The sequence below is a fragment of the Streptomyces sp. NBC_00090 genome (assembly GCF_045160815.1).
Taxonomy (GTDB): domain Bacteria; phylum Actinomycetota; class Actinomycetes; order Streptomycetales; family Streptomycetaceae; genus Streptomyces.
On the sequence record NZ_CP108224.1, the window covers coordinates 211,541 to 226,303 of the forward strand.

12 protein-coding genes are annotated in these 14,763 nt (G+C 72.1%); 8 read left to right on the forward strand and 4 right to left on the reverse strand.

Going from position 1 to position 14,763, the window contains the following annotated elements:
- The first annotated feature begins 224 nt into the window (after positions 1-224).
- The 8 genes from OG361_RS01040 to OG361_RS01075 all read left to right on the forward strand — a co-directional run bounded on the left by OG361_RS01040 (position 225) and on the right by OG361_RS01075 (position 10,727).
- Positions 225-1,457, forward strand: coding sequence for an extracellular solute-binding protein (locus OG361_RS01040; RefSeq protein WP_405861987.1), 1,233 nt, complete (start codon positions 225-227; stop codon positions 1,455-1,457).
- Complete coding sequence (locus tag OG361_RS01045) at positions 1,454-2,407, forward strand: carbohydrate ABC transporter permease (protein ID WP_405851351.1); 954 nt, start codon at positions 1,454-1,456, stop codon at positions 2,405-2,407. Before OG361_RS01040 ends, OG361_RS01045 begins: the two co-directional genes overlap by 4 nt.
- Positions 2,404-3,237, forward strand: a complete 834-nt coding sequence (locus tag OG361_RS01050; protein ID WP_405851352.1) for a carbohydrate ABC transporter permease — start codon at positions 2,404-2,406, stop codon at positions 3,235-3,237. Before OG361_RS01045 ends, OG361_RS01050 begins: the two co-directional genes overlap by 4 nt.
- A gap of 9 nt (positions 3,238-3,246) precedes the next feature.
- Entirely contained in the window at positions 3,247-4,755 is a 1,509-nt protein-coding gene (locus tag OG361_RS01055) for a beta-N-acetylhexosaminidase (RefSeq protein WP_405851353.1), read from the forward strand.
- Entirely contained in the window at positions 4,752-6,203 is a 1,452-nt protein-coding gene (locus tag OG361_RS01060; RefSeq protein WP_405851354.1) for a cellulose binding domain-containing protein, read from the forward strand. Before OG361_RS01055 ends, OG361_RS01060 begins: the two co-directional genes overlap by 4 nt.
- A 299-nt stretch (positions 6,204-6,502) precedes the next feature.
- Positions 6,503-7,387: an alpha/beta hydrolase family protein gene (locus tag OG361_RS01065; protein WP_405851355.1), complete on the forward strand. Its 885-nt coding sequence runs from the start codon at positions 6,503-6,505 to the stop codon at positions 7,385-7,387.
- Positions 7,388-7,486: 99 nt separating this feature from the next.
- Complete coding sequence (locus OG361_RS01070; protein ID WP_405851356.1) at positions 7,487-10,204, forward strand: LuxR C-terminal-related transcriptional regulator; 2,718 nt, start codon at positions 7,487-7,489, stop codon at positions 10,202-10,204.
- 64 nt (positions 10,205-10,268) lie between these two features.
- Entirely contained in the window at positions 10,269-10,727 is a 459-nt protein-coding gene (locus tag OG361_RS01075) for a PPOX class F420-dependent oxidoreductase (protein ID WP_405851357.1), read from the forward strand.
- 173 nt (positions 10,728-10,900) lie between these two features.
- Here OG361_RS01075 and OG361_RS01080 read toward each other — a convergent pair whose 3' ends face one another.
- The 4 genes from OG361_RS01080 to OG361_RS01095 form a co-directional block, all read right to left on the reverse strand.
- Positions 10,901-11,857, reverse strand: coding sequence for an IS481 family transposase (locus OG361_RS01080; protein ID WP_405851359.1), 957 nt, complete (start codon positions 11,855-11,857; stop codon positions 10,901-10,903).
- A gap of 235 nt (positions 11,858-12,092) precedes the next feature.
- A complete protein-coding gene (locus tag OG361_RS01085; RefSeq protein ID WP_405851360.1) occupies positions 12,093-12,755 on the reverse strand; it encodes a class I SAM-dependent methyltransferase in 663 nt (220 codons plus the stop codon).
- Positions 12,756-12,817: 62 nt separating this feature from the next.
- Positions 12,818-13,288, reverse strand: a complete 471-nt coding sequence (locus tag OG361_RS01090; protein WP_405851361.1) for a hypothetical protein — start codon at positions 13,286-13,288, stop codon at positions 12,818-12,820.
- Positions 13,289-13,407: 119 nt separating this feature from the next.
- A complete protein-coding gene (locus OG361_RS01095) occupies positions 13,408-14,745 on the reverse strand; it encodes a hypothetical protein (protein ID WP_405851363.1) in 1,338 nt (445 codons plus the stop codon).
- Positions 14,746-14,763 lie beyond the last annotated feature (18 nt).

Below are 14,763 nucleotides of genomic sequence, written 5' to 3' on the forward strand. Positions count from 1 at the left end.
ACTGGGTGAACAACTCATGTTTTTCAGGGGATTGACGGCTCCAGCGGTCCGTGCCACCTTCTGGTCACACACCCGACCACCTAACCACTTGACCAATTGGTCAACTACATTTCGAGGTGCCCGTGAAGACTCGTCCCCTCGGCAGACCCGCCACCCGTGCCCGGTCGACCGCCCTCGCCGGCCCTCTCACCGGCCCCCTCGCCAGGCCCGTCACCCTCGCCGCCCTGGCGGTGGCCGTCGCCCTCGCCGCCACGGCGTGCAGCGGACCGGCGGACCCGGCGGCCTCCGGCGAGCCGGAGAAGGTCACCGTATGGATCATGAAGGACAGCGTCACCGATGCCTTCCTCGACCGCTTCCGCACCGGCTTCGAGGCGGAGCACGAGGCCATCGACCTCGACATCCAGATCCAGGAGTGGGACGGCATCGGCGAGAAGGTCACGGCGGCTCTCGCCAGCAAGGACGCCCCGGACGTCATCGAGGTCGGCAACACGCAGGTCGCGCAGTACGCGGCGAGCGGCGGCGTACGCGATCTCAGCGACAGGACCGCCGAGCTCGGCGGCGGCGACTGGCTGCCGGGGCTCGCCGAGCCGGGAAAGGTCGACGGCAAGCAGTACGGCGTCCCCTGGTACGGGGCCAGCCGCGTCGTGATCTACCACAAGGACCTCTTCGCCCGGGCGGGCGTGACCGCGCCGCCGAAGACGCAGGCCGAATGGCTCGCCGTGACCGCGAAGCTCAACCGGGGCAGAACCCAGGGCATCTACCTCCCCGGCCAGAACTGGTACACCCTGTCCGGCTTCATCTGGGAGGAGGGCGGCGACCTCGCCGTCCAGGACGGCGGCGGCACGGCATGGAAGGGGGCCCTCGACACCCCGCAGGCCCTCGCCGGCATGAACTTCTACCGACAGCTCCAGGCCCTCGGCAAGGGGCCCAAGGACGCCGACGAGGCCAAGCCCCCGCAGGCGGAGGTCTTCGCCAAGGGTGACATCGCCCAGATCATCGCCGTACCCGGCGGCGCGAAGATCGTCGAGGAGATCAACCCCGCGCTCAAGGGCAAACTCGGCTTCTTCCCCATCCCCGGCAAGACGGCGGCCGAGCCCGGCGCGGTCTTCACCGGCGGCTCCGACTTCATCGTGCCCGAGGCCTCGCACCACCCCGACGCCGCCTACGAGGTGGTGAAGGCGCTGGCGGGCGAGAAGTGGCAGACGGACATGGCCCGAACGATGAGCTACGTCCCCAACCGCACGTCCCTCGCGCGCGTCATCCAGGACGACGAGGGCACGGCGGCGATGGCCGCCGGCGCGGCGCAGGGCCGCGCGACGCCCAACTCCCCGCAGTGGGCGGCCGTCGAGGCCACCAACCCGATCAAGCAGTACATGACGGCCGTGCTCACCGGCACCGATCCCGCACGGGCGGCCGCAGCCGCGTCACAGAGCATCACCAAGACCCTCGGCTCGTGAGACGGCCGAACGGGCCGAACGGGCCGAACAAGCCGAACAGGCCGAACAGGCCGAACAGGCCGAACAGGCCGGCCCTCTGGCCCTACCTCCTGGTCGCCCCCACCGTCCTCGGCGGAGCGCTCCTCCTCGGATACCCCCTCCTCCGCAATCTGCTGATCTCCTTCCAGCAGTACGGCATGGGCGAACTCATCCGCGGGGGCGCCGACTTCGTGGGATTCCGCAACTACCGGACCGTCCTGGCCGACCCAGAGTTCTGGGAGGTCGTGCGGCGCACCTTCTGGTGGACCCTGGTCAACGTCGCCCTCATCATGGTGATCGGCACCCTGGTCGCCCTGATGATGCGGCGGCTCGGCCGACGGATGCGGATCCTGGTCACCAGCGGTCTCGTCCTCGCGTGGGCCAGCCCGGTGATCGCCACCACGACCGTCTTCCAGTGGCTGTTCGCCTCCCGTCTGGGAGTGGTCAACTGGGTCCTGGTGCGGCTCGGGTTCGAGTCCTTCGAGGGCTACTCCTGGCTGGCGGACGGTCCCGCAGCGTTCACCGTCCTGGTCCTGCTCGTGGTCTGGCAGTCGGTCCCCTTCGCCGCCATCACCCTGCACTCCGCGCTGCTGACCGTACCCACGGAGCTCTACGAGTCGGCCCGGCTGGACGGGGCCGGCGGCTGGCGGATCTTCCGCTCGGTCACGCTGCCGCTCCTGCGGCCGCTCTTCGCCCTGGTCCTCTGCCTCGAAGTCATCTGGGTCTTCCGCTGCTTCGCCCAGATCTGGGCGGTCACCAAGGGCGGGCCCGGCGGCGCGACGACCACCCTGCCCGTCTACGCCTACCGGGTGGCCCAGTCCCTGCACCGGTACGACCTCGGCGCGGCCGTCTCCACCCTCACCGTCCTCATCCTCATGGCCGCGCTGATCGCCTACTTCCGCCAGATGCTCCGACAGGAGGCCGACCGGTGACACCGCGCGCCCTGCGCCGACTCCCCCTGAACACCGCGGCGGCGCTCGTCTTCGTCCTGGCCGTCTTTCCGGTGTACTGGATGGTCCTCACCGCCTTCCGTCCGACCCGCGACATCCAGTCCGAGACCCCGCAGTTCCTTCCCGTGTCCGTCACCCTGGAGCACTTCGAGAACGCCGTCGCGGCGGACGGCTTCTGGATCTTCTGGCGCAACAGCCTGCTCGTGACCGCCGGGTGCGTCCTGCTCGCCCTCGTGGTGGCGCTCGCCGCAGCCTTCGCCGTCGCCCGGCTGCGCTGGCGGGGCAGGCGCGGCTTCATCCTCATGGTCTTCATCGCCCAAGTGGCCCCCTGGGAAGCGCTGTTGATCCCGATGTACGTCATCGCCCGGGACGCCGACCTGCTCGACCGGCTGGCGACGCTCAGCCTCGTCTACTTCATGATCACCCTGCCCTTCACCATCGTCACCCTCCGCTCGTTCCTGGCCGCCGTCCCGGCCGAGCTCGAAGAGGCGGCACAGGTCGACGGCTGCACCCGCACCGTCGCCTTCCGCCGGGTGACCCTCCCCCTGCTCGCCCCCGGGCTCCTCGCGACCTCGCTCTTCGGATTCATCACCGCCTGGAACGAGTTCGCCTTCGCCAACATGCTCATCATCAAGAACCAGGACGACCGCACCCTGCCCGTCTGGCTCTCGTCCTTCTCCAACGTCTTCGGCACCGACTGGGGCGCCACCATGGCCGCCTCCACCCTCTTCGCCCTGCCCGTCCTCGTCCTCTTCCTGGTCCTGCAGGGCCGGGTCTCCGCCGGAATGACCGGCGGAGCCGTGAAGGGATAACGCACCGCGATGCCCCTGCCCCGACTCGTCCCCGAACCCACCCAACTCTCGCCACTGCCCGGCACGTTCACCTTCGACACGACGACGGCGCTCAAGGTCTCACCCGGCGCCGAGGGCGCGGCCGCACTGCTGCGCACCCTGCTCGGACCGGCCACCGGACTGCCCCTGCCCGCGCGCCCGGACGGCTCCGTCGTCCTGGCCCTCGACCGCGCCCTCACCGGGCTCGGCGAGGAGGGGTACGGCCTCACCGTCGGCAGCGAAGGGGTGCTGCTGCGGGCCGCCCGCCCCGAGGGTCTCCTCGCCGGAGTCCAGACGCTCCGTCAGCTCCTGCCCGTCGAGGCCCTGCACGGCGAACCCGTGACCGGCATCGCCTGGTCCGTGCCCTGCGTACAGATCACCGACACGCCCCGCTTCCCCTGGCGCGGCTCCATGCTCGACGTCGCCCGGCGGTTCCGTCCCGTCTCCTACCTCCGTCGGTACGTCGACCTCCTCGCCCTCCACAAGCTCAACGTCCTCCATCTCCACCTCACCGACGACCAGGGCTGGCGCATGCCGGTCGCGGCCCTCCCCCGGCTCACCGAGGTCGGCGGAGTGCCGCACGGCGGTGCGTACACCCGGGCCGAACTCACGGGCCTGGTCACGTACGCGGCGGAGCGCGGCATCACCGTCGTGCCGGAGATCGAGATGCCCGGCCATGTCCGCGCCGCCCTCGCCGCCTACCCCGAACTCGGCAACCACCCGGGCCGCACCTATGACGTCTGGGACCGCTGGGGCGTGTGCGACACCATCCTCGGCGTCCACGACCAGGCCCTCGACTTCTGCCGGACCGTCCTGGACGAGGTGATGGACGTCTTCCCCTCCCCGTACGTCCACATCGGCGGCGAGGAGTGCCCCACCACCGAGTGGCACACCTCCCCCGCCGCACTCCGACGGGCCGCGGAGGAAGGGCTGCCGGGGCCGGACGCCCTGCACGGCTGGTTCATGGAGCGGATCGGACGCCACCTGCTCGACGCCGGCCGCCGGCCGCTCAGCTGGACCGAGAACGGCGCCGACCTCCCCCCCTACTTCACCGTCATGCCCTGGCGCGACTCCGATCACGGCCGCACCGCCGTCCGTCGCGGACACCGCGTCATCATGGCGCCCCACCGCACCACCTACCTCGACTACCCCCAGTCCACGAGCCCCGAGGAGCCGCCCGGCCAGGCCGGAGAGGTCGTCGACCTGCGCACGGTCCACGGCAACGACCCGGCGCCCGCCGACTGGAGCCCCGAGGAGTCCGCCCGGGTCCTCGGCTCCCAGGCCCAGCTGTGGACCGAGTACGTACCCACCGCGGCGCACGCCGAGTACCTCACGTTCCCGCGGCTCTGCGCCCTGGCCGAGGTCGTCTGGACCGGACGCCACGACTGGCCCGGCTTCAGGGAACGGCTCCACCACCACAGGACCCGGCTCGACACCCTCGGGGTGCCGCGCCGCCTCGCTCCCCCGCCCCACCCCACCCGAGGAGAGGAATCCCGATGAGCAACCCGACGAGCAACCGGACGAGGACCACGAACCCGCGGATGCGCGCCGCGCTCGCCGTCGCCGCGGTCACCGGACTCGGCGCCACCGCCCTCACCGCGCTTCCGGCGGCCGCCGCAGGTGAGGCCGTCACCGTCCAGTACCGGCAGAGCGCCACCGGAAGCGACCAGGTCGAGCCCTGGTTCAAGGTGGTCAACACCGGTACGTCGAGCGTCCCCTTGAGCCAGGTCAAGGTGCGCTACTACTTCAAGGCCGACGCGGGAGCGTCGTACACCTACGCGTGCTCCTGGGCCGTGAAGGGCTGCGCCAACCTCACCGGCACCTTCGGCACCCTGGCCAACCCCACCGCGACCGCCGACCGCTACCTGGAGGTCGGCTTCACCGCAGGCGCCGGCTCGCTCGCCCCCGGCGCGGACACCGGTGACATGCAGCTGCGCTTCCACCGTTCCAACTGGCAGCCGCTGAACCAGAACGACGACTACTCCTTCGGACCGGGCCAGACCACGTACGCCAACTGGTCCAAGGTCACCGCGACCGTCGGCGGCGTCCCCGTCTGGGGCACGGCGCCCGCGGGCAACGAACCCACCCCGACACCGACCGGCCCGAGCCCGACCGGCCCGACCACACCGCCGCCCACGGGTGCCGCGCTCTTCGACGACTTCGACTACACCGGCCACACGGACCCGGCGATCAACGCCCACGGCTGGAGCGTGCGCTCCAACTCCGGCGGCCCCGGCGTTCCCGGCGCCACCTGGGCCCCCGAGAACGTCACCTTCGCCAAGGAGGGCACGAACTCGATCATGAACCTGCGGAGCTCGACCGCCGGCACCGGCGAGTCGACCAAGCACACCGAAATCCTCACCCGCGCGTCGAAGTTCAAGAACGGCACGTACGCGGCGCGCGTCCGCTTCTCCGACGCCCCGCTGTCCGGCCCGGACGGCGACCGCGTCGTCCAGACCTTCTTCACCATCAACGACCTCAAGGCGCCGATGGCCGACGACTACGCCGAGTACGACTTCGAGTACCTGCCCAACGGCGGCTGGGGCGAGCCCGCCAACATCCTCTACACCACGTCCTGGGAGACCTACCGGCCCGACCCCTGGGAGGCCGTCAACCAGCACTCCGAGGTCCGGGCGAGCTACGCCGGCTGGCACGACCTCGTGCTGACCGTCGACGACCACGCGATCGTCTACTACGTCGACGGCCAGGAGTTCGGCCGTCACGACGCCCGGTACCTGCCCGAGCGCCCGATGTCGATCAACTTCAACCAGTGGCTGATCGACCTGGCGGGCCAGACCTCGACGACGCCGCGCGCCTACGACCAGAAGGTCGACTACGTCCTGCACGTGAAGGACCAGGTCCTGACGCCGGCCCAGGTGGCCGCGAAGGTGGGCGCGTACCGATCGGCGGGCACGGCCTTCGAGGACTCGGTACCGGCCGCGTCGTAGTTGCGGTCGTAGTCGTAGTCGTAGTCGTAGTCGTAGTCGTAGTCGCTCCAGCGGTCGCGGGTCGCGGGTCGCGGGAGTCTGGATGGTCCGGTCAGGTCCGGTCCGGTTCGGTGCGTGACCGGACCGGACCGGACCGTCCCACCACGAGCCCCGTCGCGGGGCCGATCGCCGAGGCCGGTGATTCTGCCGATGCCTGCGCGGCGTGCTGCGCAGACAGTGGCCGGGCCAGTTCACGGCGCGTCCGCCGACCGGTTCCCCCGGTGGGCGGCCGCCCCACGACACGAGAGGACGACTCCGTCGTGACACGACACTTCGCCGCGGCCCTGGCCGCGACCTGCCTCACCCTGCTCCTCGCCCCCGGCGTACAGGCCGCCGACACCGCCGCGGGCACCGCGGCCGCCAACCCGTACGAGCGCGGTCCCGCGCCGACCAACTCGAGCATCGAGGCGCTGCGCGGCTCGTACTCCGTCGCCGAGACCGGCGTCTCCTCCCTCGCCGTCACCGGTTTCGGCGGCGGCACGATCTACTACCCGACGTCCACGAGCGACGGCACGTTCGGTGCGATCGCGATATCCCCGGGGTTCACCGCGACCCAGTCCTCCATCGCCTGGCTCGGGCCGCGTCTGGCGTCGCAGGGCTTCGTCGTGTTCACCATCGACACCCTCACCACGCTCGACCAGCCCGACAGCCGTGGACGGCAGCTCCTGGCCGCGCTCGACTACCTGACCCAGCGCAGTGCCGTACGCGGCCGTATCGACGTGACGCGCCTCGGTGTGATGGGTCACTCCATGGGCGGCGGCGGAACCCTCGAAGCCGCCAAGAGCCGGCCGTCCCTCAAGGCCGCTGTTCCGCTCACCGGCTGGAACACGGACAAGAGCTGGCCGGAGATCACCACTCCGACCCTCGTCATCGGCGCGGACGGCGACACCATCGCCCCCGTCGCCACCCACTCCGAGCCCTTCTACGAGAGCCTGCCCGGTTCGCTCGACAAGGCGTACCTGGAGCTCAACGGCGCCACGCACTTCACCCCGAACACCTCGAACACGACGATCGCGAAGTACAGCCTGTCGTGGCTCAAGCGGTTCATCGACGACGACACCCGCTACGACCAGTTCCTCTGCCCGCTGCCGCGGCCCAGCCTGACGATCGACGAATACCGGGGCACCTGCCCCCTCGGTTCCTGACGCTCTGTGCGCCATCACAGAACGGGGCTCCCGGGTCTGGGCCCTCGCCCAGACCCGGGAGCCTTCCCCCGTCACGTACGGGTCGGTAACGTGACCGCCGTGAGCGGAGCAAGGCAAGCCGCCGCCCCCGGCCCGCGGCTGTACGACCGCACGACCGAACTCGCCGCGGTGGCCCGTCTGTCGGCCCGTGCCGATGCCGGGGCCGGAGGCGTTCTGTTCGTCACCGCGGATCCCGGCGAGGGGCGCACCGCGCTGCTCGCCCGGGCAGCCGCCGACTTCCCCGGCACGGCGTACCGGATCGCCGCGCCCGGGCATCGCGCGCCGTGGAGCGGGGCGCGTGCCCTGATCGCCGCCCTCGCCGCCACCCCGTCGGCGGCGCGCAGGGCGCTGCGGCGCGCGCGGGGCGGGGACGGGCTCGGCGCTGCCGTGGCCGACCTCGTAGCCACCTCCGGCTCCGGCTCCGAATCCGGCTCTGACACGGCTCCTGGCTCCGGGTCGCGACGCTCGGTGCTGATCTGTCTGGACGACCTGCATCTCTGGGACGCCCATTCGCGGGCCGCCCTCACCGCGTCCTGGCAGGAACCCGGCCGTCACGTCCCCGACCGTCACACACCCGGCCGTCATGCACCCGGCGGCCGCCGCGATCTCGGCGGGCACGCGCACGCCGGTCGGGTACGGGTGGCCTGGCTCGTGTCGGCCGCCAGGCACCATCGGTTCCCCGACGTGCCGGGGGCGGAGACCGTCCGCCTCGGCCGGCTGACCCCGGCCGGTGGACGGGCCCTCCTGAGCGACGTGTGCCCGGTGCCCCCTGCCCCGTGGGTCGAGGGGCAGTTGCTCGACGAGGCGGCGGGGCACCCGGGTGTCCTGACCGCGACGGTACGGCGCCTCGCCCCCGCCCACCTCGCGGGGACCGCGCCCCTGCCGCGACCGGCGGCCGACGGCGCCGTGCTCGCCGAGGTGTACGGGGGCCTCATGGACCGTCTCCCGGCGGACTCCCGGCGCCTCCTCGCCGTGGTCGCCCTGGCGGCCCGGACGGGATCCGGAGGACCGGACGCACCGACGAACGAGGTCGGCATCGACGCCGTCCTCGCCGGGGCGCGGGCCGCACGCACCTCGGTCGAGCCGCTCGACGGCCTGATCGCGGACGGGCTGCTGCACAGGAGCGGCGCCACGCTCCGATTCGAGGACTCGTTCCTCGGTCGGGCCCTGCTCGCCTCGGCGACGGGATCCGATGCCGGCCCGACACCGGGTCGGGCACCGGACACGGTTCTCGCCCGGAGCGAGGGCCACCGCGCCGACCGGTTGGGGCCGCCCGCCGCCGTACGTGCCCTCACGCCGCTGGTCCGCGGCCGCAACCAACTGGTACGCGGCCTGGCGGCCCTCGCGGGCGGTCCGGTCATGGACGCGCACGAGGCGTTCCTGGAGGCGGCGGAGCTCCTGCGGGAGCGGGCGCCGACGGAGGCCTCCGACGCCCGGTTCCTCGCGATGGAGGCGGCCTGGGCCGGGGGCGACGTCGCCGGCTGCCTGGCCGCCCTGCACGGCGGAAGGGGAGCCCGGGGTACGGAGCGCGACTTCGCCGACGGGTTGAGCGCGGCCCTCGCCGTACGGCTGGACGAGGCACGTGCCGCGCTGACGCGGGTGGTGGCGCGGGACGGCGCCGCGGACGATCCCCGGCTCCTGCTGCGAGCGGGTTCGGCCGCGCTGGTGCTCGGCGACACCACCGCTGCCGCCCGGGTCCACGCCCGGGCGCTCGCCCGCGCCCGGGCCGAGGACCGTACCGCCCTCCTGCCCCGGGCTCTGGAGCACCTCGCCTACGCCGAACTCCGGGCCGGGCGGTACAGCCGGGCCGCGCGCACCGCCCGGGAGGGGCTGCGAGCGGCGGAGCTGACGGGCCAGGACAACGTGGCCGCGCACCAGCACGCCGTCCTGGCGCTGGTGGCCTCGGTGGCGGGCGACGGGCAGGCGGTGAGGGAGCACGCCGGGCGCGCCCTGTCGACGGCGCGCCCCCACGGTCTCGTCCAGGCCGCCACCCTCGCCGAGTGGGCGCTGGCCCGGGACGAACTGGGCAGAGGGCTGGCCGCTCAGGCCACCGCGCGGCTCGTGCCACTCGTCCGGCCCGGCCCCCGGGGCGGCCACTTCGCGCTGCGGATGCTGGCCGTCCCCTGTTTCGTGGAGGCGGCCGTCGCGTCGGGCCGGAGCGCGGAGGCCCGTGCGGCGGCGGAGGAGTACGCGGTCTGGGCCGCCCAGGGCATCGACCGCCCGGCACCGGCTCAGCTGGCCCGCTGCCGGGCGCTGCTCGCGAAGGGCGAGGAATCGGCGTACTGGTTCGGTGAGGCCGTCCGCCGCCACGACAGTTGCGGCAACGACTTCGAACGCGCCCGCACCCTCCTCGCCTACGGCACGTGGCTCCGGCGCCGCCGACGCCCGGGCGACGCGCGCGGCCCGCTGCGCGACGCCCTCGTCACCTTCGAGCGGGCGGCGGCGGAGGGCTGGGCCGAGCACGCCCGGTCCGAGCTGCGCGCGACCGGTGGCGCCACCGGTGGGGCATCGGATCCGTCGGTGGCGCGGGAGCTGACCCCCCAGCAGCAGCGCATCGCGCGCCTCGTCGCGCAGGGCGCCACCAACCGCGAGGTCGCCGACCGCCTCGCTCTGAGCCCCCGCACCGTCGACCACCACCTCCGGAGCGTCTTCGCCCGGCTGGGCATCCGCTCCCGTGTCGAGCTCCCGGGTGTGGTGGGCCAGTGGGGTGCCACACCCGGGAGCCCCCCACGGGAGCCGGTCGTGCCACGGACCTGGCCGCACGAGGGTTTGGCCTGAACTGTTGGCCGAAAATCCCAGACGTCCTCGGAATGCCTTGTCGCACAGGGATGTTGATCACGTCATGACTCAAGGCCCAGCACCCCGTGCCCTGTCCGACGACGCCCTCTCCGAACTGCTGAGCACGCAGCAGTTCGGCACCCTGGCGACGATCAAGCGCAGTGGGCACCCGCACCTCACGACCATGCTCTACAGCTGGGACGCCGAAGAGCGCATCGTGCGGTTCTCCACCACCGCCGACCGCGTCAAGGTCGCACAGCTCCGGCGCGACCCGCGCGCGTCCGTGCACGTTCCGGGCGGCGACGTGTGGTCGTTCGCCGTGGCCGAGGGCGATGCCGAGGTCTCCGAGGTCACGACCTCGGCGGGTGACGCGGTCGGGCGCGAGCTGCTGGCGATGATCCCGGAGGCCGCGAAGCCCGAGGACGAGGACGCGTTCCTGGAGCAGCTGGTCGCCGAGCGCCGGGTCGTCATCCGCCTGAAGGTGTCCCGCCTGTACGGGACGGCACTCGACGTCAACGGCTAGGGCGTGTGTCGAAAGTAGCGCCGTCTGCCCGAAGGGCAGGCCCGGCGGTGTCCGGTGCGTGCGATCGCAAGGCGGAGGGTCGCCCCGATACTGGATGTATCGGGGTGATCCCGACAACGCGGCGAGCGTGCGTGCCGGGCGCCGCCGGGCAGGCGGGACTTTCGACACACGCCCTAGGTGTATTGACCCGCAGGGTTGTTGACGCGGCTGATTGGCGGGTGTCCGTCGAGTGTGGTGTGGCAGCGGTGGTGGTTGTAGGTGTGGAGGAAGTCTGCCAGGGCCTCGGTCCGTTCGGTGTTGCTGGTGTAGGGCCGCAGGTAGGCCCATTCGTCGAGCAGGGTGCGGTTGAAGCGTTCGACCTTGCCGTTGGTCTGGGGCCGGTAGGCGCGGGTGAGTTTCCCGGCCGCGCCGAGGTCGGCCAGGACAGCCTTCCAGGCCAGGCCCTTGCGGTAGGACCACGCGTTGTCCGTCAGGACCCGCTCGATGCGGGGAATGCCGTGGGAGTGGAAGAACGCGGCGGCGCGGGTGAGGAAGCCCGCGCAGGTCGCGGCCTTCTCGTCCGGGTGGATCTCGCTGTAGGCCAGGCGGGAGTGGTCGTCGACGGCGGAGTGGACGTAGTCGAAACCCATGGCGGAGCGGGTGGCCCGGCCGGCCTGGCGGCCCAGGACCTTGTGGCCGCCGCCGTCGGGAATCCGGCCGAGTTTCTTCACATCGACGTGGATGAGCTCGCCGGGCCGTTCGCGTTCGTAGCGGCGGATGACCTGACCTGTCGGGCGGTCGATCCAGGCGAGGCGGTTCAGCCCGTGGCGGGTCAGGATCCGGTGGGCGGTGGATGCGGGCAGTCCCAGGACCGGGCCGATTCGGGCGGGCCCGAGCTTGCGGGTCCGTCGCAGGTCGCAGACGCGTTCTTCGATGTCGGCCGGGGTCCGGTGCGGGGTCGTGTGCGGCCGGCTGGAGCGGTCGGCCAGACCCGCATCGCCTTCGGTCTTCCAGCGGCGGACCCATTTGTGGGCCGTGGGCCGGGAGATGCCCATCTCGGCCGCGACATGCGCGACCGGACGGCCCGAACGGACACGTTCGACCAGCAGCCGCCTGCCATGGATGGTCAGGCGGGCATTACGGTGGGACACGAAGACCTCCGTGCGGTGTAGTCCTAGACACCTCCACCACACCGGAGGTCTTCGCCATGAGCAAGACCCAACCCTGTTAACAACGCTCGTGATCAATACACCTAGGACCTGTCCCGCCCGGAATTCGGCGCCGCCCGTGGCGAACGGGCGGTGGTCGCACTGCCGACGACCGCGCCCGGCCCGCGCGTGCCCTCGGACGGTGAGGGCACGCGTGGACCGGGGTCCTGGTCGCCGGTCAGGCCGACGCGCCGTCCGGGCGGCGGGCGTAGGAGAAGAGGTGCTCCTCCGGGGCCGCCCGTTCGTCGTCCGGCTGGAAGACCGAGACCTCGTGGTGCAGGACGTCGAGACCGCACTCCTCCCGCTGCTTCCTCAGGTACTCCTCGACGGAGAAGCTGGAGACCTCGACCCGTCGGCCCATCCACTCGATCTCCACGCCGTCCACGTCGGCCGGCACGGTGGCCGTCACGAGGTAGCCGCCGGGCGCCAGCCAGCCCGCCATGCGATCCAGGGCCGCTGAGGCCTCCGCCCTGCTCATCATCAGCAGCGGGAAGAAGGCGCACACGGCGTCGAAGCTCCCCGGCGGAGCGTCGAAGTCACGGACGTCGTGCTGCTCGAACCGGGCCTCGGGCACCTGCGCCCGGGCCAGTTCGACCATCGCGCCGGAGACGTCGATACCCGTCACCTCGCACCCGGACCGGACCAGGCGGTCGGCGACCGGCCGCCCGGTGCCGCTGCCGACGTCGAGCACCCGGGCTCCCGGGCCCAGGCGGGCCGTGAGCCAGTCGACCGCCGCCAACTGCGCCGGCAGGTGCCCGAAGGCGTGTTCGTACGCGATGCCCAGACCGTCGAACAGTTCCGCCGCCGACAGCGGTCTCCGTTCGGAACCCTCTTCCCGCATGCTGCTCCCCTTTCCCGGGTGTCACGGGCCGACTACCCGCACCGGGGGGTTCCGTACCGGTCTCAGCGCAGAACGGAGGAGAAGTTGTCCAGCTGGATCCAGGTCACCTTGTTCGTGGCCTGGGGGCCGAAGACGTTGAGGGCGCCTGCCGTGTTCGCCTCGATGCGGATCGCGTTGATGCCCTGGCTGTTGTTGCGGGGGCAGACGCCGCGGGTCAGCTTGGGCGGGCGGATGGTGGCCGGGAGCGTGCCGAGACGGCCGTCGGCGGTGAACCCGCAGATGACGGTGCCGCGCAGCTGGAGGTACTCCGTACCCGCGAGGCGGATGACGCGGGCCTGGGCCGGTGCGCCGGCCTCGTTCTCCACGGTCGCCTCCAGGACGATCGCCGTCCAGTCGACGACGACCTGGCAGCCGTCCACGGGGTCCGCGGCGGCGGCCGGGGTGGCCGAGAGGAGCGGGGCGCCGACGGCGACGGCGGGGGCGGCCAGCGCCGCGGCGAGCAGGGAGCGGCGGCTGGTCGTGTGCTGGGTCATGCTCGATCCTCCGGATCGGGTGGGGCGGGCGGGCGCCTGAACGAGTGTGGTGGGTGCCGTGGGTGCGGCAGGTGCTCCGGGTACGGCGCGGGTGACGGGTGGGGCTGGGCGGCGGGCGTTCATCGCCAGGCGACCGAGACGCCGTCGAGGTCGATCCAGGTGATGGCGTTGTCAGTGGTGGCGCCGTACGCCCAGAGCGCGCCGTGCACGTCCGCCTCGATCCGGCACACACAGCGTCCGGTGTTGTTGTTGCGGGGCACGTTCTGGCGGGTCAGGTGGGTGGGGCGGAGTCGGTGCGGCAGGGTCGCGACCCTGCTGTCCTCGGTGAGGCCGGGGGTGCAGGTGAAGGTGCCGCGCAGCTGGAGGTAGGTGGTGCCGGCGAGGGCGATCAGCCGCCCGCGCGGGGGCTGGGCGCCGGGGGTGACACCGGGCTCCAGGGCCAGGTCCTCCCAGTCCGCCAGCACCTTGACCCCGTCGACCGCGGGCTTCGTCGGGTACCAGCCGATGGTGACGTCGCGCGAGCCCGTGGTGCCGGGGACGGTGTTGCTGAAGCCGAAGAGCAGCCGGGTCTCCGCGGTCGCGGGGTCGACCTCCACGGCGACGCCCTCGGGCTCCCGCCAGGTGAGACCGTCGGCGTTGGTGACGACCTGCCGGTCGAGGCGCGCGCCGGTCGTCCAGGAGTACGAGGTGAGGAAGGCGATCCCCGGGTAGGCGCTGGGGACCGTCGTCGGGTTGTTGACCTTGTCGTACGGGGCCCACTGGTACGCGTAGAGGACGTCCCCCAGCACGGCGAAGCCCTGGGACACGAGCGTCGTCTCCAGCGGGTAGGGCGACGACGGCACGTCGGGAGTGACGTCCTCACCGGCCGGCATGACGAAGGTGGTGCCCACCGGGACCCAGGAGCCGGCGGCGGCCGCGGCCGGGTCGTACCGGGTGAAGTGGCGCTTGCCGCTCTTGTGGTACATGACGCAGAGCTGGTTGTTCACCGGGTCGAGGAAAGGTCCGGTGCCCGATGTGCTGCCGGGCGGCGTGAACTTCCGCTCCTGCGGTATGAGGTTCCCGTCGAGGACCGTGCCGGGCTCGAACAGGAACCGGGTGACGGCCTTGCCGAAGGTGGCCTTGACCTCGCCGTCCTCCATGGTGACGTGCAGCGGGCCGACCTCGGTCCAGAGGTACGTGTCGGTGCCCACGGGCTCCGCGCCCATCGAGAGGCCGTGGCCGAAGCCCTTCAGCTGCATCGAGCCGGTGACCTTGCCGGTCAGGCGGTCGATGCGGTTGAGGTACATGTTGCCCTGCGGAATCGTCGCCGCGCTCTCCACCTGGAGGACGAAGACGTGTCCGTTGACCGTGTCCGTGGCGATGGCCTGCGGTGCCGGGTTCTTCACCAGGTCGACCGTCTGGATGAGCCTGCCGGTGACGCCGGACAGATCGACGCCGTTGGCGTCCGTGTATGCCATGTTCTCTCCCCCGTGGAT

Coding starts and splice junctions, on each gene's coding strand:
- OG361_RS01085 (WP_405851360.1), bottom strand. CDS start 12,755: ATGCGGGAAGAGGGTTCCGAACGGAGACCGCTGTCGGCGGCGGAACTG.
- OG361_RS01095 (WP_405851363.1), bottom strand. CDS start 14,745: ATGGCATACACGGACGCCAACGGCGTCGATCTGTCCGGCGTCACCGGC.
- OG361_RS01060 (WP_405851354.1), top strand. CDS start 4,752: ATGAGCAACCCGACGAGCAACCGGACGAGGACCACGAACCCGCGGATG.
- OG361_RS01055 (WP_405851353.1), top strand. CDS start 3,247: ATGCCCCTGCCCCGACTCGTCCCCGAACCCACCCAACTCTCGCCACTG.
- OG361_RS01090 (WP_405851361.1), bottom strand. CDS start 13,288: ATGACCCAGCACACGACCAGCCGCCGCTCCCTGCTCGCCGCGGCGCTG.
- OG361_RS01075 (WP_405851357.1), top strand. CDS start 10,269: ATGACTCAAGGCCCAGCACCCCGTGCCCTGTCCGACGACGCCCTCTCC.